The following is a 19,845-nucleotide window of genomic DNA, read 5'->3' as shown; positions in this document are numbered from 1 at the left end:
GGGGAGAGGGTCAGGCAGTGGGTTCGAAGGCTTCGGCGATGATTTCCGCTTGCTCGACGGCGTGGACCTTGCTGGAACCCGAGGAGGGGGCCGACATGGCACGGCGGGAGATGCGGCGGAGCTTGCCGAGGCGTTCGGGCAGGACCTCCGGGAGGTTGAGGCCGAAGAAGGGCCAGGCGCCCTGGTTGGCCGGTTCCTCCTGGACCCACACGATGTCGGTGGCGTTGGTGTAGCGCTCCAGCGACTCGTTCAGGCGGTAGGTGGGCAGCGGGTAGAGCTGCTCGATCCGCACGATCGCGACGTCTTCGCGCTTCTGCTTCGCCTTCTCGGCGGCCAGCTCGTAGTACAGCTTGCCGCTGGTCATCAGGATCCGCTTCACCTTGCTGCGGTCGCCGACGCCCTGCTCGTAGGCGGGCTCGTCGAACACCGAGCGGAACTTGCTCTCGGTGAAGTCCTTCAGATCCGACACGACCGCCTTGTTGCGCAGCATCGACTTCGGGGTGAAGACGATCATCGGGCGGCGGATGCCGTCCAACGCGTGGCGGCGCAGCAGGTGGAAGTAGTTCGCCGGGGTGGACGGCACGGCGACCGTCATCGACCCTTCGGCGCACAGCTGCAGGAACCGCTCGATGCGACCGGAGGTGTGGTCCGGGCCCTGACCCTCGTGGCCGTGCGGCAGCAGCAGCACGACGTCGGAGAGCTGGCCCCACTTGGCCTCACCGGAGGAGATGAACTCGTCGATGATCGACTGCGCGCCGTTGACGAAGTCACCGAACTGCGCCTCCCACAGCACGAGTGCGTTCGGGTTGCCCAGCGAGTAGCCGTATTCGAAGCCGACCGCGGCGTATTCGCTCAGCGCCGAGTCGTGCACCGCGAACCAGCCCGGGTCCTTGCTGCCGATGTTGTGCAGCGGGGTGTACTCGCCGCCGGTCTTGCGGTCGATGATCACCGCGTGCCGCTGGGTGAAGGTGCCGCGCCGGGAGTCCTGACCGGTGAGGCGCACCGCGCGACCCTCGTCGATGAGCGTGCCGAACGCCATCAGCTCGGCGAAGGCCCAGTCGACCTTGCCCTCGTAGGCCATCTCGCGACGCTTCTCCAGCACCGGCTTGACGCGCGGGTGCACGTTGAAGCCGTCGGGCACGTTCAGGAACGCGTCGCCGATGCGCTGCAGCACCGTCTTGTCCACGGCCGTCTGCACGGTGGTCGGGACCTTCTGGTCGTCCTCGACCGACTCACTCGGCTCCGGGGTGTACTTCTCCAGCTCGCGGACCTCGTTGAACACCCGCTCCAGCTGACCCTGGTAGTCGCGCAGCGCGTCCTCGGCCTCTTTCAGCGAGATGTCGCCACGGCCGATCAGGCTCTCGGTGTAGGCCTTGCGCACCGAGCGCTTGGTGTCGATGACGTCGTACATCGACGGCTGGGTCATCGACGGATCGTCGCCCTCGTTGTGGCCGCGACGGCGGTAGCAGACCATGTCGATGACGACGTCCTTGCGGAACTTCTGCCGGAAGTCGACCGCGAGGCGGGCGACCCAGTCACAGGCCTCCGGGTCGTCACCGTTCACGTGGAAGATCGGCGCGCCGATGAACTTCGCGATGTCGGTGGAGTATTCGGTGGAGCGGCTGTTCTCCGGCGCGGTGGTGAAGCCGATCTGGTTGTTCACCACGATGTGGATGGTGCCGCCGACGCGGTAGCCGCGCAGCCCGGACAGGTTCAGCGTCTCCGCGACCACACCCTGACCCGCGAACGCGGCGTCACCGTGCAGCATCAGCGGCATCACGGAGTAGCCCTCCGCACCGTCACCCTTGTCCAGCAGGTCCTGCTTGGCGCGGACCAGGCCCTCGAGCACCGGGTCGACCGCTTCCAGGTGCGACGGGTTGGCGGTGAGCGAGACCTCGATCTCGTTGTCGCCGAACATCTGCAGGTAGGTGCCGTGCGCGCCGAGGTGATACTTCACGTCGCCGGAGCCGTGCGCGCCCGCCGGGTTCATGTTGCCCTCGAACTCGGTGAAGATCTTCGAGTACGGCTTGCCGACGATGTTGGCGAGCACGTTCAGGCGGCCGCGGTGCGGCATGCCGATGACGACCTCGTCGAGGCCGTGCTCGGCGCACTGGTCGATGGTGGCGTCCATCATCGGGATGACGGCCTCGGCGCCCTCGAGCGAGAACCGCTTCTGCCCGACGTACTTGGTCTGCAGGAAGGTCTCGAACGCCTCGGCCGCGTTCAGCCGGTTCAGGATGTACTTCTGTTGCGCGACAGTCGGTTTGACGTGCTTCTGCTCGACCCGCTCCTGGATCCACTGCAGCTGCTCGGTTTCCAGGATGTGGGTGTACTCCACGCCGACGTGCCTGCAGTAGGCGTCGCGCAGCACCGAGAGGACCTCGCGCAGCTTCATCTGCTCCTGGCCGTGGAAGCCGCCGACGTTGAAGGTGCGGTCCAGGTCCCAGAGGGTCAGCCCGTGCTGGGTGACGTCGAGGTCGGGGTGGCTGCGGAACTTGTCCTTGACCAGGCGCAGCGGGTCGGTGTCGGCCATCAGGTGGCCGCGGTTGCGGTAGGCGGCGATCATCTCGAGCACGCGGGTGCTCTTGTCCACGCCGCGTTCGCGGATGTCCTTGCGCCAGCGGACCGGCTCGTACGGCACGCCGAGGCCGTGGAAGATCTCGTCGTAGAACTCGTCGGAGATCAGCAGCTGGTGGATGGTGCGCAGGAAGTCACCGGACTCCGCACCCTGGATGATGCGGTGGTCGTAGGTGGAGGTGAGCGTCATCAGCTTGCCGACGCCGATATCGGCGATCCGCTCGTCGCTCATGCCCTGGAATTCGGCCGGGTACTCCATCGCGCCCGCGCCGATGATGGCACCCTGGCCCGGCATGAGGCGGGGCACCGAGTGCACGGTGCCGATGGTGCCGGGGTTGGTCAGCGAGATGGTGACACCGCTGAAGTCGTCGGCGGTGAGCTTGGCGTCGCGGGCGCGGCGCACGATGTCCTCGTAGGCGGTGTGGAACTGGCCGAAGCTCATCGCCTCGGTGCCCTTGATTGCCGCAACGACCAGCGAACGGCTGCCGTCCTTGCCGGGCAGGTCGATGGCGAGGCCGAGGTTGGTGTGCGCGGGGGTGACCGCGTTCGGCTTGCCGTCGATCTCGGCGAAGTGCCGGTTCATGTTCGGGAACGACTTGACCGCCTGGACGATCGCGTAGCCAAGCAGGTGCGTGAACGAGATCTTGCCGCCGCGGGTGCGGGCCAGGTGGTTGTTGATGACCAACCGGTTGTCGATCATCAGCTTCGCCGGGATGGCGCGCACGCTGGTCGCGGTGGGGATGCTGAGCGAGGCGGCCATGTTCTTGGCCACGGCCGCCGCGGCGCCGCGCAGCACCTTGGCCTCGTCGGCCGCGGTGTCGGTCTTCGGGCCGCCGGAGGTGGGGGCCGCGTTGGAGGTCGGTGCCGGGGTGGTCTGCGGCGCGCGAGCGGTCGCCTTCGCCGGTGCCGCAGCGGCCGGCTTGGCCGGTGCGGGCGCGGGCGCGGGCGCCTTGGGGGCCGAGTTCACCGACGCGGGAGCCGGAGCCGGGGTCGGCGCCTGCGCGGGTGCGGCCGGAGCGGCCTGGCTGTTACCGGAATCACCAGTAGCTTCGGGCGTGTAATCGGCGAGGAACTCGTGCCAACTCTCATCGACCGAAGATGGATCTTGCTTGAACTTTTGATACATCTCATCGACTAGCCACTGGTTCTGTCCGAACTGGGAAGTTGAGCTGCTCACAGCAGGTGTTCGCCTCATTTCGTTCTTCGCGCTGCGACGTTTGTGACGTGCCCGGCACGGGGATCAGCGGATGCGCGCCGATGCGCCCTATCTGAGGATAGGCCCAGCAGCAAACCGACGGAGCGACTGACCACCCGACAAACCTCACCTCATAGAGGACGACTTGTCCTGCACCGAGAATATTCCCTCGCTCGGACGTGCCGCCGACCACAGTCGAGAATATGGTCCACCCGCGCTCAGGAGCTCGGCGTGGGTGCCGATTTCGGCGATCCGCCCGTGCTCGACTACAGCGATCCGATCGGCGCGCGCGGCGGTGCCGAGCCGGTGCGCGACGAGCACGGTGGTCCGGCCGCGGGCCAGCGATCGGCTGGCGGCCAGCACCGCCGCCTCGGTGTCGGGGTCCAGCGTCGCGGTCGCCTCGTCGAGCAGCAGCAGGTCCGGTCGCACCAGTTCGGCTCGGGCCAGCGCGATCAATTGCCGCTGGCCCGCGGACAGACCGCGCCCGCGTTCGCCGACCGGCTGGCGCATGCCGAGCGGCAGCGCGGCGATCATGTCCGCGGCGCCGACCGCCGCCGCGGCCTCGGCGATCTCGGCCTCGGTCGCGTCGGGCCTGCCGAACGCGATGTTGCTCGCGATGTCGCCACTGAACAGGTGCGCCTCCTGCGGCACGATGCCGAGCCGAGCGCGGAAGTCGGCGAGCCGGTAGTCGCGGATGTCCACCGCGTCGACGGTGACCGCGCCGGTGCCGTCCGCGGGAATGTCGTAGAGGCGGGCGAGCAGTTTGACGATGGTCGACTTGCCCGCGCCGGTGGGGCCGACGAGCGCGAGCGTCGAACCGGCCGGGATCTCGAGCGACACCCCGTCGAGCGCGCGGATCTCGCTGCCCGGGTAGTGGAATCCGACATCGGTGACGGCGACCTCCCCGCGCAGCCGCTCGATCGGCACCGCGTCCGGGCGATCGGCGACCAGCGACGACGGCGTGCGCAGCAGCTCACCGATCCGGCGCAGGCCGACCCGGGCCTGCTGATAGCCGTCGAACACCTGCGAGAGCGCCAGCACCGGCGCGAAGAGCAATTCCAGGTACAGCACGAAGGCGATCAGCGTGCCCGGCGTCGTGGTGCCCGCGGCCACCTCGCGCGCCCCGACGAAGATCACCACGGCCAGCGCGACATCCGACCACGCCGTGACGTACGGGAAGTACAGCGCGATCAAGCGCTGGGCCCGCATGCGACTGCGCCGGTAGCGATCGGAGTACTCGGCGTAGCGGCGCGCCGCGGCCGGCTCGTGCCGATTGGCCTGCACGGCACGCAGTCCCGCGACGTTCTCCTGGAAGTCGGCGTTGACGGTCGACACGTTCTCCCGCGACACGGTGTAGGCCGTCGAGGCGAACCGGCGGAACAGCACGGTCGCGAGCACCAGCGGCGGCAGCGTGACGAGCAGTACCACCGCGCCCAGCGAGACGTCGATCACCAGCAGCGCGACCGCGATCCCGGCGAAGGTCAGCGCACCGACCAGGCTGGTCGCCAATCCGGTCTGCAGGAACGTCGACAGCGAGTCGAGGTCGGTCGTCATCCGCGTCATGATCCGGCCGGACAGTTCGCGTTCGTAGAAGTCGAGCCCGAGCCGCTGAAGGTGCGCGTAGCTGCGGATGCGCAGCCCGTAGAGCATCCGCTCGCCGGTGCGCGCGGTGATCAGGGTCGAGGCCGCGCCGACCAGCCAGCCCGCCGCGACGAGCAGCACGCCGAGCACCGCGGCCAGGCCGAGCGCGCTCGTGTCGGTTTTGCCGACGCCCGCGTCGATGGCGTGCCGCACGATCGGTGGGAAGCCGACGCCGATCAGGGCGTCGAGGGCGAGCAGCGCGAGGGTGGTCAGGATCAACCAGCGGACCGGTCGCAGCAGCCGGCCGAGCCGGAACCGCGGATCCGGTTGCCGCTGTTGCTGTTCGTCGAGTTCGGGCTGTTCGGTGGCGGGCGGCAGGAGCTCGATGGTGCGCCGCAATTCCGGGGTCTCGCTGAGGTCGGCGGCGGCCGCGGCGAAGGTCGTCGCCGAGCCGGTGCCCGCCCGCGGGCCCGCCTCGTGCGTGACCGGGTGGTGCCCGGCGGGACCGGGCAGGCGGATGACCCGATCGGCATGGGTCAGTGTGGATTCCCGATGCGCCAGGATCAGGGTGGTCCGTCCCCGCTGATCGGGCAAAGTATCGAAGATCGCGGCCTCGGTGATCGCGTCCACCGCGGAGGTCGCGTCGTCGAGCACCAGCACGCGCGGGCGCGCCAGCAGCGCCCTGGCCAGCGCGATGCGCTGGCGTTGCCCGCCGGACAGGGTGAGGCCGCGTTCGCCGACGACGGTGTCGTAGCCGTCGGGGAGTTCGGTGATGAACTCGTCGGCCGCCGCGGCTTGCGCGGCCGCCCTGATCTCGGTGTCGGTGGCGTCCGGGCGGCCGAGCGCGATGTTCGCGGCGATGGTGTCGGAGAACAGGAACGGGTCGTCGAACACGACCCCGATCGCGCCGCGCAGTTCGGACGCGCTGACCTCGGCGATATCGACCGGATCGGCGGGAGTCGAAGCGTCCGTCGCGGATTCGCCGAAGAGCCGGATGCGGCCCGCGTCCGGGGCGTAGAAGCGTGGCAGCAGCAGCGACAGCGTGGTCTTGCCCGAGCCCGCGGGTCCGATGATCGCCACGGTCTCCCCGGGCCGCACCGTCAGGTCGAGTTCGCGCAGCACCGGGCGTTCGGGGTCGAAACCGAAAGTGAGCGAATCGATCTCGATGCCGAGGGGGCCGTCGGGCAGTGGCGCGGGCGTGGGCGGGTCGGTGACCACCGGCGCGGTGTCGATCACCTGGTAGACGCGTTCGGCCGCCGCGCGGGTCAGCTGCGCGAGCACCAGTGCGCCGGACATGATCCTGGCCGTCCCGGTCAGCGTGGCGACGTAGGCGGCGAACGCGACGAAGGTGCCGATCCCGATCGAGCCGTGCAGCGCCAGATAGCCGCCCAGCACGATCACCCCGACCATGCCGAGCTGCGGGATCGCCGCCACGGTCGGGGCGAAGCGGGAATCGACCCTGGCCGCCCGCATGCGCTCGGAATACAAAGTGCGACTGTGCCGTTCGAGCACGTCGACCATGCGGGCCTCCTGTCCGAAGCCCTTCACCACCCGCACACCGGTGACGGTCTCCTCGACGTGCTGGGCGACCTCGGCGGCCCGCTGCTGCGCCGACCACGTCGCCGCGTAGAGCCGCGGCCGCACCCGGGCCACGACCACGGCGATCGCGGGCACCACCAGCAGCGCCACCGCGGCGAGCGGCGGCGAGAGCCACACCATGACCACCGCGGCCAGCCCGAATTGCAGCACCGCCATGCCGGACAGCGGCGCCATCGCGAGCAGGCCCTGCACCAGCTGCAAGTCGGTGATCGAGCGCGACACCACCTGCCCGGTTCGAATCGCGTCCTGTCCGGTGCCGTCCAGGCGTTGCAGGGACGCGAGCAGGTCGACGCGCAACGAATGTTGCACGTCCAGCGACAGTTTCCCGGCGAGCAGCCTGCGCCCGAATCCGGCAGCGAAGCGCGCGGCGGCGAGCAGGAGCAGCAGCCCGGCGACGACCCCGATGACCGACGTGGCGCCGTGCCCCGCGGCATCGACCGCGCGCTTGGTCAGCAGCGGGGCGGTGATCTCCACGGCGGCACCGGCCAGGATCGTGACGGTGAGGCCGGCAAGGGTGCCGGGATGGGTGCGGCTCTCGGTCCACAGCCTGCGAATCCAGCCGGGACCGCCGGACGTGCGCTCAGCCGACCCGGTGCGTTCTCTCGCTTCGACAACCCCGCCCATAACCATCCACGGTAACGACGCCTACCGACACGTCATTTGTTCCCGCGGCGGCCCGCACGGTCAGAGATCGCGGGTACGCAGCAGCCACCAGCCCGCGCCGGCGATGCCCGCGGTCCACAGCAACAGGACCACCACCCCGACCGGCCCGGGGGCGAGGAAGGCGTTGTCGGTGAAGGAGCCGATGGCGATGGTGCTGATGGTGGCCGAGCCCGGCAGCAGCGTGACGAATCCGTCGATGCCGAGGCTGTGCGCGACCACCCAGATCAGCGGTTCGACGACGATCAGCCAGCCGAACACCGCGAGCAGCGCCGTGCTGGGGGACCGCAGCAGCAGGCCGAGCCCGGCACCGAGCAGCGACCAGCAGATCGCGGCGAGCAGACCGCCGCCGAGCACGGCGAACAGTTCGAGGCCGACCTGGAATTTGCCGCGCCCGAGGCCGAACAGCGCCGCGAGCGCGACCAGTTCCACCGCGAGCGCGGCCACCGCCGCGAACACCCCGGTGACGACCAGTTTCGCGAGGGCGAGCCGGTCCCGATCGGCGCTGAACAGCGCGGTGACCGGCATCGAGCGGTACCGGAATTCCGCGCCGCTGCCGAGCGCCCCGAACACCACGGCCGCGACGGCGACCGCGGCGAGGCCGAGGTAGAGGCCGTTGGTCGCGGCGCCCGTGACGGGTTCGCCCCTGGGGTCCGGTTTGCCCGCCAGCAGCGCCGCGGCCACACTCGCGATCAGCGTGATGGTCAGCGGCAGGCTCGCGAGGAGCCGGCTCGGCCGCAGCGTGACGACCTTGCGCACCTCGGTGTACAGGGACGGGACGAGGTCGGGCGGCAGGGTGATGCTCATCGTGGAATCCCGTAGCTCATCGGCGGCGTCGGGGCCGCGGTTCCGGACAGGCCCGGGTAGTGCGCGGGCGCCGGAGTCGGCGGTTTGGTCAGCGCGGCGAGCACCCGGTCGGGGTGGATCAGGTCGGGTATGACGCTGTCCAGCCGCACCTGGGCCGCCGCGGCGGCATCGCGGATCTCGGCCTCGGTGGCCTCGGCGACCGCGAGCCTGCCGTCGGGCCGGATGACGGCGTCGGTGAAGCCGCGCGCGGCCAGCGTGGTCGCCAGCGCGATGGGCGTGGACGCGGCGACGACGAGCCGGTCCGGGTGCCCGCGCCGCAGCTTGGCCGGGCTGCCCGCGTACACCACCGCGCCCGCGTTCAGCACGATCACCTCGTCCGTGCCCGGCAGCACGGCGGCCAGGCTCTCGCTGGTCAGTACGGCGCTGCCGCCGCGTTGTGCGTGCCTGCGCAGAAACTCTTGCAGCCAGCCACGTTCCGCGGCGTCGAGGCCCGCCATCGGCTCGTCGAGGACCAGCAGCGGCGGGTCGGCGAGCAGGGCGGTGGCCAGGGCAAGCCGGGTCTGCTGTCCCGCCGAGAGCGCCGCGCACCTGGTGTCGGCCGCCGCGGCGAGCCCGACGGCGTCGAGCACCTCCCGCACCCGCGCGTCCGGCACGCCGACCGCCGCCGCGTACACCCAGAGGTGATCGCGGGCACTGCGGCCGGGATGGATGCCGCGCGGTGCCAGGACACCACCGACCACATGCGCGGAGCTCGTCGCGCCGGCACGGGATCGATCCGTGCCGGGCCCGCCGATCGAGGCGGTGCCCGAGGTCGGTTCCAGCAGCCCGAGCAAGATGCCGACGATCGTCGACTTGCCCGCCCCGCGCGGTCCGACCAGCGCGGCGGTGCTGCCCGACGGCACGGCGAAGCTCACGTTCTCGACGGCCGAGACCAGCCCGTACCGCTTGGTCAGCCCGCGCACGGCGAAGGCGAGTGGGCGCACGGCGCTCACCGCGGCGTCGTCGGCGGTTGCGGCTGGACCGGATCGATCGCGGTGAGCGGGTCGGCGTCGATGATCAGATGCCGGTCGGCGGGCCAGACCACCGGCGCGGGCCCGAAAGCCTTGCGCGCGTTCTCGATCGTGGACTTGCCCATCGCCCGGTTGCCGACGCCGCCGATCACCGCGCCGATGCCCGCTGGCACCACCTTGCCCGCCATCAGCGCGGCGCGCCGGGTGATGAAGCGGATGATGAAACGCTTGAGCAGCGAATCGTTCATGGAGGAGAGACCGGGGATCCGGTTCGCGAACACCGTGCCCCAGTTCTTGGCCGAGGTGCCGACGGTCTTCTGCACGATCTCCATGCCGCCCTCGCCGAGCACCACGGCGAGCACCAGGGCTCTGCGCTGTTCCTTGTCGTCGGGGGAGATGCCGTGCACCGCCGCCACCGCCAACGTGAACAGCGCCGAGACCTCCATGAAGAACGTGGTCTCGGCGCTGACCGCGGCGACCGCCGCGACGGTGCCGACGCCGGGTACCGCGGCCGTCGCGCCGACGGCGCCGCCGCTGCCGGTCACCGCGAGCAGGTACTGGTTCTCCAGGCGCGTGATCACCTGCGCCGGGGTTTCGTCGGGATGGGCACGCCGGATTCGATCGACATATTTCGCGACCGCGGGGGCCTGTAGGCGAGACCCCGTATCGAGCAGCTGAACCACCGTCTTCTCGAACGCGCCTTTGAACATCGGCGGCACCCTCCTCTTCCGGTCTGCTGGTTGAACTGTAGGGCACCGGCGCGTCGGCTCGCCGGACGCCGCGGTCACCGTCCACAGCTCGTCATGACAACGATGTACCCAGCCGGATCGGTTCCAGCCGATCCGATTCGCCGGATCAGTTCGGGCGATGCGCCGCGGGCACCTGCTCGGCCCGCGCGGGCGGTGGCGGCGGGGTGCCGTCGCCGAAGGGGCGCCCGCCCAAGCCTTCCCGGCCGTGCGGGGTCAGCCAGTTCGTCAGCTCCGGTCCCTTCGGCACGACGCCGGTCGGATTGATGTCGCGGTGCACCACGTAGTAGTGCTGCTTGATCTGCGCGAAATCGACGGTGTCGCCGAATCCGGGGGTCTGGTAGAGGTCACGCGCGTACGCCCACAGCACCGGCAGCTCGGTGAGCTTGGACCGGTTGCACTTGAAATGGCCGTGATAGACCGGATCGAACCGGACCAGCGTGGTGAACAGCCGCACATCGGCCTCGGTGATCGTGTCACCGACCAGATAGCGTTGCGTCGCAAGGCGTTCGGAGAGCCAGTCCAGGCGGGCGAAAAGCCGATCATAGGCGGCCTCGTACGCGTCCTGCGTGCCGGCGAACCCGCAGCGGTACACGCCGTTGTTCACGTCACGGAAGACGGCGAGGTTGACCTCGTCGATCTCCGCGCGCAGCGCCTCCGGATACAGCTGCGGCGCGCCGTCGCGATGGAAGGCGGTCCACTCGGTGGAGAAATCCAGGGTGATCTGCGCGTAGTCGTTGGTGACCACCTGCCCGGTCGGCACGTCGACCACCGCGGGCACGGTGATGCCGCGCGGGTAGTCGGGGAATCTGGCCAGGTAGGCGTCGCGCAGCCTGGGGATGCCGAGCACCGGGTCCACCCCGCCGGGATCGAGGTCGAAGGTCCAGCTGAGTTTGTCGTGGGTCGGCCCGCACAGGCCGAGCGAGAGCACGTCCTCGAGGCCGAGCAGCCTGCGCACGATCAATGTCCGGTTGGCCCATGGGCAGGCTCGCGCCGCCACCAGCCGGTAGCGGCCGGGTTCGACCGGATAGCCGTCGCGGCCGTCGGCCGTGATCCGGGTGGTGATGTAGTTCGTATCCCGCTTGAACTCGCCAGGCTCGACGTAGGAACCGTTTTCCACCGACTTGGTCACCCGAACAGTCTGGCAGAAAGTGGTCCTAGGCTCAGGGCATGACAGACACCAAGGCCACGCGCCTGGAACGGCAGAGCACCGATGGCGGCGCGCAGGTGGCGACCCTGACGCTGGCCCATCCACCGCTGAACCTCTTCGATCAGGCCATGCTCGACGCCCTGACCTCGGACATCGCCGACCTCGCCGCCGACCCGCCGCGCGCGGTCCTGCTGCGCGCCGAGGGCAAGGTGGTCTCGGGTGGCGTCGATGTACACGTCTTCGATGGGTTGTCCCCCCAGCAGGGGGCAGAGCTGTGGCGCACCCTGTTCGCGGGGATAATCCACCCGCTCGAGGCGCTGCCGTGCCCGGTGGTGTTCGCCGCGCACGGGCTGACCCTGACCGCCGCCTTCGAGATCGCGCTGGCCTGCGACATCATCCTGGCCGCGCCGAAGGCGAAGTTCGGGCTGGTGGAAACCGTTGTCGGACTGACCCCGTCGATGGGCGGCCCGCAGCGGCTGGCCGAGCGGGCGGGCTCGGGTCGCGCGCGTGAGTTCGTGATGACCGGCGACCTGTACGACGCGGCGACCATGGCCGAGTGGGGCGTGGTGAACGCGGTGCACGACGACGTCGACACGGCGGCAAGGGAATTGACGCACCGGCTCGCGCAGGGCCCGACCGTCGCGCACGCCGCGACCAAGAAGATCATCGAGGCGTGGCGTTCCGGCGGTGTGGCGCACGCGGATTCGGTGACCCCCGAGGTGTCCGGCGCGCTGTTCGACACCGCCGATCTGAAGGGCGCGGTGCGCAGCTTCCTCGAGGTCGGGCCGGGCAAGGCGACCTATACCGGGCAATGACGGGGAGGGGGTGACAAGCAGGACACGTTCATCGCCTATCACCGCGAAATTGTGACGCGCATCATATAGTCGCAGTGCCTGCTGACTCGAGGCGTGCGGAGGACGGATGTCGCAGTTGCTCGTCGAATACCCCCTGTCTCGTCCCCATGCGCGTGATACGCCGTTGGCGCGCGGCGCCGACGGCGTGCTGCGCTACGGCAACCTGACGCCCGCGCTCACCGAACTGCTCGACCTACAGGTACATGCGTTCTCCACCCGGGAGGCCGTGGTCGAGATCGGCGGCCCGCGGCTGACCTATCGGGAGCTGTGGCACTCCGCCTCGCGGATCGCGGGCGGGTTGCAGGAACACGGCATCGGCTACGGCGACCGGGTCGCGGTGCACATGCCCGCTGGCGTGCGCTGGGTGCAGGCGTTCCTCGGCGCGTTGCTCAGTGGCGCGGTGCCGGTGCTGGTGCACGACGGCCTGCCCGATGCGGTGGCCGAGCGGGTGATCGCCGACAGCAGTGCCGATTTCGTGCTCGGCCGCGATATCGCGCGCGGCGCGGACCTGCCGGACGGGGCCGCGTTCATCGATGACGGTGCGGCACTGGGGGATCTGGCCCTGCTCAGCTACACCAGCGGCAACCCGCTGTGCCCCGCTGCCGCCCCGAAGGGCGTGGAGCTGACCAACGAAAACCTGCTCTCGGCAATCCGTTCGGTGGTTTCGGCCCTGGATCTGCCCACCGACGGCCTGCGCAACCTGGTGCTGCTGCCGCTGGCGCACGCCAGCGGATGCGTCGATCAGCTCCTGCCGACCTTCGCGGTCGGCGGCACCGTCGTGCTCGCCAAGGACTGCCGCGGGCTCGCGGAAGCCATTGTGGCCGAACGGATCGACATGGTGTCGGCGACACCGCGGATCTTCGCCGGGCTGTTGCCCGAGCTGGCCGTGCGGCGGGCCGACGGCCTGGACACCGGCGGCATCGCCAGGATCAGCAAGGCGGACCATCGCGCCGAGCGGGCGGCGACGCCTGCCACTCCAGCGGATCTGGCCGCCGAACTACGCGCGCTGTTCCCGGCCGCGCGGCAGTGGTCGGTCTGGGGTGCCACCGAGACCAGCGGTATCGGCCTGGCCATGGACGAGTCGCTGGCCCCGGACGCGGCCGACGCCCGCGCGGTGCTCGGATTCCCGTTCGGCGGTACGGAATTGGCGCTGTACGGCCCGCGCGCGGCGGCCGGTCACGGCGAATTGCTCTGCCGCGGCCCGAATGTCACGCCGCGCTACTGGAACGATCCGACGACCACCGCGGCCCGTTTCACCGGAACCTGGTTCCACACCGGCGACCAGGTCTCCATCGACGCCGATGGGCTGGTGCGCCGCGGCGCGGCCCGCGCCGAATGAACCGGCCTCACTCCAGCATTCGCTCACGCAGCCGGGCGCGCAGTTCCGGCGTGATCCCCGCGGTTGTCAGATAGGTGTCCACATCACCGTGCAGTTCGTGCATCGAGTCGGTCGCGATCGTCAGGTATTCGTCGCGCACGCCCAGCAGATCCACCGAGAGTTCTTCCCCGGCAAGCAGTTTCGTGGTCATCATGGCGCGCAGCGCGGGGATGGCGCCGTTGCTCTGCCGGTAGTCGGCCTGCACGTCGGTCTCGCTCACCCCGACCGCGCGCAGCAGCGTGGCCACCGCCCAGCCGGTCCGGTCCTTGCCCGCGGCGCAGTGCACGAGCACCGCGCCGTCACCGCGCACGATCGACTCGGCGATGGCGGTGATCGCGGCGTGCGCCTCGGGCAGGGCCGGGAACATTCGGTAGACCTCGAGCATGTGCCGGAAGGCCGAATCGGGGGTGGCGTGGTGCGGTGGCGCCTCGGCCATTCGCGAGTCGAACGGCGTGACCGTCACCCGGACCTCCGCGGGCACCCGGTCGTGGCCGATGTGGTCGATCTCGCGCTCGCCGCGCAGGTCGTGCACGTCGCTGACGCGCAGTTCACGCAGGGCGGTCAGGCCCGCCTCGTCGAGGCCGCTGAGCTGGGCCGAGCGCAGCAGCACGCCGGGGCGCACCTTGGCGCCGTCGACGGTGCGCAGTCCGCCGAGGTCGCGGAAGTTGAAGGTGCCGGAGATGAAGTACTGATCGGCAGGCGGCGAGAGAGTCACCGATCCAGGCTATCGGCCCGTCGGCGTCGGATGGGTGTCGTTCCCGGATCGGGTTTCGCACGGACGGATGTCCGATTCGGGCCGTTCGGCTGTGTGATCGGCCACAGCGGCGGGGAGTCTCGTGTACCCGCACGTACAGTAGACAACGGTCTACTTCCGGTCGGGCAGGGCCGAGAGTGACCCCGAGAGAAGGTTTTCGGCGCAGGGCAGGGGGGTACCCCTATGGTTCCGTTTGGGTAACAAAACATTCTTTCAGTCCGGAATTCCCCACTGAACCTGTTCTTAAACCCCGAAAACCCTCTACCATTGATGAACGTTGGACCGGGCAGCCTGGTATTTCCAGCGGAGTGCCCGCCAAGTTCAGCGAGTCGCGCCGACGAGGGTGCGCGAGTTCTTTTCGCCGAGGGAGTCGTCGTTGAGCGTACGTGGAGACATAGCGGAGGTACGGCTTCGGCCGACCATCTGCGAGGCCGTCGAAAAGGCGGCCGCCTCACTGGACCATGGTGGTGTGCGCGCGTTGCGCGTGCTGTTGCATGCCGGTGTCAGCGCCTACTGGCCGCTGGTCAAGGCCACGCCGTGCAAGCAGGTCCGCGCCTACGAAGCGACGGTGCAGACGCTGCGGGAGCGCTGGGATGCGCAGACCGATTGCCTCGCCGACCCCGCCGCGACGGCGGTGTACCGGGAAATGGACAGCGAGGTCGCCGCTTTTCTGCGGCTGTGTGCCGACCGTTCGGGCGCGCAGTGGCTCGAGCCGGTGGAGGCCATCGCCACCTACGCGGTTTCGGTGCTGCAGGGTACCGTGTTGCGCTGGCTTGCCGACTGCAATGACGAAACAATGCTGGTGGTGCTCGACGATCTGGTGAGCAGCCTGGCCACGCGGGCCGCCGAAGTCTGACGCTGCGCATACTGGACGTTTGACCAGTTTGGTGGTTGAGTGGGTTTGTGAGCGCCCCGACACCCTTCGCGCGTCTGCACGCGGCCACCGCCGAACTCGATCCTCCGCTGGCCGCCCTCGATCTGGCCACCCTGCGCGCGAATGCCGCCGGGCTGGTGCAACGGGCGCGTGGTGTCCCCATTCGGGTCGCCAGTAAATCCGTGCGCTGCCGGGCCGTGCTCGCCGAGGTGCTCGGCGAGGATCTCACCGCCGCGGGCGGATTCGCCGGCATCATGTCCTACTCGCTGCCCGAGGCCATCTGGTTGGTCGGGCACGGCGCCCGTGACGTACTGCTCGGCTACCCGACCGTGGACCGGGCCGCGCTGGCCGAACTCGCCGCCGACGACATCCTCCGCGACTCGATCACCCTGATGGTCGACGACGTCGAGCAGCTCGAACTCATCCGTGCAGCGCTGGGCACCGACCGGGTGCGCCCGCGTGTCTGTGTCGATGTCGACGCCTCGCTGCGCGTCGGCCCGCTGCACCTGGGTGTGCGGCGCTCGCCGATCCGTACCCCGGAGCAGGCCGCCGCGCTGGCGGTCGAGGCGATGCGGCGCGGCTTCGACGTGGTCGGCGTGATGACCTACGAGGCGCAGATCGCGGGCCTGCCCGACACCAATGTCGCTGTGCGCCTGATGAAACGGGCGTCGGCGGCGGAGATCACCAAGCGCCGCGCGCGCGTGCTCGACGCGGTGCGATCGGTGACCGGCAAGCTCGAGATCGTGAACAGCGGCGGCACCGGCTCCATCGAGGTCAGCATCGCCGACGCGGAGGTCACCGAGGTGACGGCGGGTTCGGGTCTGTACGTGCCGACGCTGTTCGATCACTACCGCTCGTTCGCCCCGCACCCCGCGCTGTTCTTCGCCACGTCGGTGCTGCGCCGTCCGACGCCATCGATCGCGACGGTGTTCGCGGGCGGGTATATCGCCTCCGGCCCGACCGGGCCATCTCGTGCGCCGAAGCCGGTGTGGCCCAACGGATTGCGGCTGCTCGGCAGCGAAGGCACCGGCGAGGTGCAGACGCCGCTGGCGGGCGCCGCGCAACTGCGGATCGGCGACCGGGTCTGGTTCCGGCACGCCAAAGCCGGCGAGCTCTGCGAACGTTTCGAGCGGATCCACCTCGTCGACGCCGACGGCACTCGCACCACCGTGCCCACCTATCGCGGCGAGGGCACCTGCTTCGGCTGACGCGGCGCGGTGTTCACCGCGAAAGGCGCAGGAACCCGGCCAGATCGGGCAGCTCGTCGGGGCTCGCGGGCAGGTACTCGGTGAGCAGTGGTGAGCGGATGATGATCGCCTTCCACATCGCGCGGCACAGCGCGGCGTGAATCAGGGCACGCGACAACAGGAACGGCATACCGTAGGGCGCGTCGGCGGGGCTGGACGTGGTCATCGACAGCAGGACCACCGCGGCCTCCCGGCCGCGGAAACGATCCGGCGTGCCGACGAGCACGTCCTCGATCTTGGCCCGCGCGAGCAGTGTTCGGATGCGTCCCACCTGGGCGGCGTAGGGCGTGACGACGAAGATGTCGTGCGGGTGCAGTCGCCGGGTCGTCGTGCCGGTGCTCCAGTTCATGGTGAGCAGCGCGCGCACCCGCCGCACCACCTCGCGCGCCTCCTCCGCCGACTCCGTCGCGTTGCCGTGGTGCGGCACCAGGACGGTGCTCACCCCGGCCGGTTCGGCATCGAGTTCCCTTGCCCGGGTGATGGTTTCGTTGGACCGCAGTCGCCCGTCGTAGTAGAGCCGGGAGATCGGGTCGCAGACGCTCGGATGCATCCGCCAGGTGCGATCGAGGAAGTAGCCGCGGGCCGCGGGCAGCGTGTGCCGCCCTTCGGCGAGCCAGCCGAGCACCGATTCGCCGACCGGCTCCGGGTGCGCGCTGTGCGGGACGGGCGGTACCGGATCGCCGAGCAGCAACAGGTTTCGCGCGCTGACCCCGGCCGCGACCGCGTCGGCCAGCGGGAACCGGCCCGCGTCGGCGATCACCAGCAGGTCGAGGCTTTCGCGCGGCACCATGTCCTCGTTGGCGAAATCCGTTGTGGTGCCGCCGAGCACACAGCCGCTGATGGCGTTGTCCAGGAACCGCGGGTAGCGGCTCGCCGCGATGACGGCCCACTCCGGGCCCACCGATTCGGCGTCCTTCTTGGCGACCAGCTCCGGGAGCACGCCGATCCGCACCACCGCGTCGAGCAGGTTCTCCACCGTCGAATGCGCCTGGCCGACTATGCCGATGCGCCACTTGTCCTTGGTGACAAGGCGTTCCAGCACCCGGGCCGCGGTGGCGGTCTTACCGGTGCCGGACGGGCCCTGCACCGCCACGTAGGAATGGTCGAGCGCGCGTACCGCGGTGGTGATCGCGGCGGCGTGGTCGCCGTGCACCTCGGGCAGCGCGGCGCCCGAGCGCAGCCGGGGCGCGCGGCGGGCGAGCAGATCGAACACGGCGCCCTCCGGGATCTCCGGCAGCGCGACGAGCAACTGCTGTGCCGCGAATTCCACTGCGATCTCGGCGTGTTCGTCCCAGGCCGGTAGGCCGGGCGCGATCGCGGTCGGTAGCTCGTCGTAGGGTTCGCAGCTGTCCGGTAGCAGTTCCTCCAGCCGCACGGTGTCGTCGAATTCGGCGTCCACCGAGCAGCCGAGCACGGTGGCGACGGCGGTGGCCCGGCGGCCGACCGCGGTGACCATGCCTGCCGCCGCGGGCCGGTCGTAGAAGGTGTAGACGGTGGTCCCCGGCGTCAGCACGGTGGCGGGTCCCGGACCGCCGCCGAGCCAGCTCGAGCCGATCCGCCCGGTCAGCGTCAGATAGCGGCGCATGGTCGGCCGGTCCGGGCTGCGATGCCACTTGGTGTCGACGGTGCCCCATTCGGCGATCAGCACCCCCGGGGCGTCGGCCCATTCGTCGACGGGATGGCTCAACCGGTCGACGTGCGCCCACCACAGCGGCTGGCGTTCGCGGCGGTGGTAGCCGAGCGCCGCCGCCATCATCGCGGCCACGTGCCCCGGTTGGTCCTGCGCCGCCGCGTATTCGGCGAGCGCCGCCTCGAACGAGGAGGGGCGCGACGGCGGCATGGGCTCGGTCTCCTGCGGGCCCGGCACCTGGCACCAGGGCACCGCCCGCTCCAGCGTCACCGCCTGCGGATCTATCCGCTGCTCGGCCGCGCGGTCGAGCAGCCAGTCCCGCAACCGCAGCACCGTCAGGCAATCCCGTTGCGCGGCGGGCGAATGCGCGGCCCCTGGCAGCAGTTGCGCCAGCTTGCTCAGGCGATAGGAGCGTTCCCCGACGATCAACGCGTTGCGCACGATCGGGTACAGATCGACCAGCACGCCGTCGCAGAGCAGTTCGTCCACGATCTCTTCCCCGACACCGGAACTGCCGCTGCACCGCAACAGCGCGGTGCGCACCGCCGAGGTGTAGTGATAGACGTGCATGTCCGGATACATCCGCCTGCGCTGCGTGAGGTAGTCGAGCACCTCCGCCAATGCCTGGCGCTGCCCGGCGGCTTCGCTGCCCGGTACCCCCTCGGTGCCGAACGGTCCGCGGAAACTCAGGTGCACCGTGCCCGGCCCGCCGACCTCCACCGACAGCGCGCTGCGCACCCCACCCTCGACGGTGAGCGACAGGTCGCCGGGGGAGGGCGGCGGTAGCGCGCCGAGCGCGATCGGGTCGAGCAGGCTGTGCGTCGGCAGGCCGGAATCCTCCCGGCGCAGCTGGATTTCGGCCTGCTTGCGCAGCGCGGCGAAGGTGCGCGGCGGCACTCCGCGCACGGTGCCCTCGGTACCGGCCAGCCGATCGATGGTGTGCACGCCCGCCTCGCGCAGCCGGGCCCGCGTGGTGGTCGCCATGCCTGCGACCAGCAACAGATCGCGCGCGGCCACCGAGGCCGAGGTGCAGACCGGGCAGCGACCGCACGCGAGATAGCGCGGATCGCCCCACTGCACGGGTAGCAGTTCGCTGAGCTTCTCCTCCATGATGTGCGCCACGCGCCTGCGGCGCGCCCGATACACCGGGACCAGGTCGTGCACCGCGTACGCGGTGTTGTCTGCGCCGAGGTGCAGCCGCACCAGCGGGCCGGTCAGCGAGCCGCTGTGGTCGACGGCGTCGGCGCAGGCGGCGAGTTCGAGTGCGGCGCCGACACGTTCGGGCCGCTCGGACGCGCTGCCGTGCACGGTGTAGCGCACCCGATGGTCGGCGCGGACCAGGAAATCGCAGGAGCAGTCGAAGCCGCCGTCGAAGAAGGTGGCGCCGGAGATCACCGGCGCGCCCGCACGCAGTGCCGCGGTGGTTTCGGCGGCGGCGGCGCGCAGGGCGGCGATGGTGGCTTCGGGATCGTCGGATTCGGGTCGCGGCACCGGGATCTGCACCATCGCGCTGCCGAAGCGGGCGCGAAAGTCGCTGAGCCTGCGGTCCCTGGCCGGGTCGGGTCGTTGCCGCGCCGCGGCGGGCGTCGCGCCGGTCGCCACGGAATCGGCCGCGACCGTACCGAGTTCGGTGTCGAGGGCACGCAGCAGCGCGAATTCACAGTGCGCCGCGCGCACGAGATCGACGGCGGAGCAGACGACACGATCACCGAACACGAACAAACGCGGCCCTCCTGTGTCTCTGCGGGACACCCCCACCCGGTCGACATCGATGAGCGGCTCG

At 70.2% G+C, this 19,845-nt stretch carries 12 protein-coding genes; 4 read left to right on the top strand and 8 right to left on the bottom strand.

Going from position 1 to position 19,845, the window contains the following annotated elements; all coding sequences use genetic code 11:
• Positions 1 to 10 precede the first annotated feature (10 nt).
• From F5X71_RS29950 to F5X71_RS29925, 6 genes are all read right to left on the bottom strand, one after another.
• Entirely contained in the window at positions 11 to 3,703 is a 3,693-nt protein-coding gene (locus F5X71_RS29950) for a multifunctional oxoglutarate decarboxylase/oxoglutarate dehydrogenase thiamine pyrophosphate-binding subunit/dihydrolipoyllysine-residue succinyltransferase subunit (protein WP_428981414.1), read from the bottom strand.
• A gap of 195 nt (positions 3,704 to 3,898) precedes the next feature.
• On the bottom strand, positions 3,899 to 7,576 hold the full coding sequence (locus tag F5X71_RS29945; protein ID WP_167465014.1) for an ABC transporter ATP-binding protein: 3,678 nt from the start codon (positions 7,574 to 7,576) through the stop codon (positions 3,899 to 3,901).
• A 60-nt stretch (positions 7,577 to 7,636) separates the two neighbouring features.
• On the bottom strand, positions 7,637 to 8,419 hold the full coding sequence (locus F5X71_RS29940; RefSeq protein ID WP_167465013.1) for an ABC transporter permease: 783 nt from the start codon (positions 8,417 to 8,419) through the stop codon (positions 7,637 to 7,639).
• Positions 8,416 to 9,411 (bottom strand): ATP-binding cassette domain-containing protein, encoded by a 996-nt coding sequence (locus tag F5X71_RS29935; protein ID WP_167465012.1) that lies wholly within the window; start codon positions 9,409 to 9,411, stop codon positions 8,416 to 8,418. The genes F5X71_RS29940 and F5X71_RS29935 overlap by 4 nt, the downstream gene beginning before the upstream one ends.
• On the bottom strand, positions 9,408 to 10,139 hold the full coding sequence (locus F5X71_RS29930) for a hypothetical protein (RefSeq protein WP_167465011.1): 732 nt from the start codon (positions 10,137 to 10,139) through the stop codon (positions 9,408 to 9,410). The genes F5X71_RS29935 and F5X71_RS29930 overlap by 4 nt, the downstream gene beginning before the upstream one ends.
• A gap of 145 nt (positions 10,140 to 10,284) precedes the next feature.
• Positions 10,285 to 11,307 carry a glutathione S-transferase family protein gene (locus tag F5X71_RS29925; RefSeq protein WP_167465010.1) on the bottom strand — a complete coding sequence of 341 codons (1,023 nt, stop codon included), beginning with the start codon at positions 11,305 to 11,307 and terminating at the stop codon, positions 10,285 to 10,287.
• Between the two features lie 38 nt (positions 11,308 to 11,345).
• On the opposite strand from F5X71_RS29925, the gene F5X71_RS29920 reads away from it, so the two are divergent.
• Both F5X71_RS29920 and F5X71_RS29915 read left to right on the top strand, forming a co-directional pair.
• Positions 11,346 to 12,140, top strand: a complete 795-nt coding sequence (locus tag F5X71_RS29920) for an enoyl-CoA hydratase/isomerase family protein (RefSeq protein ID WP_167465009.1) — start codon at positions 11,346 to 11,348, stop codon at positions 12,138 to 12,140.
• Positions 12,141 to 12,246: 106 nt separating this feature from the next.
• Positions 12,247 to 13,518, top strand: coding sequence for a class I adenylate-forming enzyme family protein (locus F5X71_RS29915; RefSeq protein WP_167465008.1), 1,272 nt, complete (start codon positions 12,247 to 12,249; stop codon positions 13,516 to 13,518).
• Between the two features lie 7 nt (positions 13,519 to 13,525).
• On the opposite strand, the gene F5X71_RS29910 is transcribed toward F5X71_RS29915, so the two are convergent.
• Positions 13,526 to 14,272, bottom strand: a complete 747-nt coding sequence (locus tag F5X71_RS29910) for a tyrosine-protein phosphatase (RefSeq protein WP_167465007.1) — start codon at positions 14,270 to 14,272, stop codon at positions 13,526 to 13,528.
• 415 nt (positions 14,273 to 14,687) lie between these two features.
• Here F5X71_RS29910 and F5X71_RS29905 point away from each other — a divergent pair, with 415 nt between their 5' ends.
• Complete coding sequence (locus F5X71_RS29905) at positions 14,688 to 15,167, top strand: TetR family transcriptional regulator (protein ID WP_167465006.1); 480 nt, start codon at positions 14,688 to 14,690, stop codon at positions 15,165 to 15,167.
• Between the two features lie 47 nt (positions 15,168 to 15,214).
• Entirely contained in the window at positions 15,215 to 16,393 is a 1,179-nt protein-coding gene (locus F5X71_RS29900) for an amino acid deaminase/aldolase (protein WP_167465005.1), read from the top strand.
• Between the two features lie 13 nt (positions 16,394 to 16,406).
• Here the strand turns inward: F5X71_RS29900 and F5X71_RS29895 are convergent, their stop codons facing one another.
• On the bottom strand, positions 16,407 to 19,778 hold the full coding sequence (locus F5X71_RS29895) for an AAA domain-containing protein (RefSeq protein WP_238815550.1): 3,372 nt from the start codon (positions 19,776 to 19,778) through the stop codon (positions 16,407 to 16,409).
• Positions 19,779 to 19,845: the final 67 nt, after the last annotated feature.

Source organism: Nocardia brasiliensis (genome assembly GCF_011801125.1).
Taxonomy (GTDB): domain Bacteria; phylum Actinomycetota; class Actinomycetes; order Mycobacteriales; family Mycobacteriaceae; genus Nocardia; species Nocardia brasiliensis_C.
Note: the sequence above shows the minus strand (reverse complement) of the source record. Positions and strands in the feature narration are given on the sequence as shown.

What these genes read in the sequence shown, in the direction of transcription:
- F5X71_RS29950 (WP_428981414.1), bottom strand. Translation starts at nt 3,703, where the DNA reads ATGTATCAAAAGTTCAAGCAAGATCCATCTTCGGTCGATGAGAGTTGG.
- F5X71_RS29945 (WP_167465014.1), bottom strand. Translation starts at nt 7,576, where the DNA reads ATGGGCGGGGTTGTCGAAGCGAGAGAACGCACCGGGTCGGCTGAGCGC.
- F5X71_RS29940 (WP_167465013.1), bottom strand. Translation starts at nt 8,419, where the DNA reads ATGAGCATCACCCTGCCGCCCGACCTCGTCCCGTCCCTGTACACCGAG.
- F5X71_RS29930 (WP_167465011.1), bottom strand. Translation starts at nt 10,139, where the DNA reads ATGTTCAAAGGCGCGTTCGAGAAGACGGTGGTTCAGCTGCTCGATACG.
- F5X71_RS29920 (WP_167465009.1), top strand. Translation starts at nt 11,346, where the DNA reads ATGACAGACACCAAGGCCACGCGCCTGGAACGGCAGAGCACCGATGGC.
- F5X71_RS29915 (WP_167465008.1), top strand. Translation starts at nt 12,247, where the DNA reads ATGTCGCAGTTGCTCGTCGAATACCCCCTGTCTCGTCCCCATGCGCGT.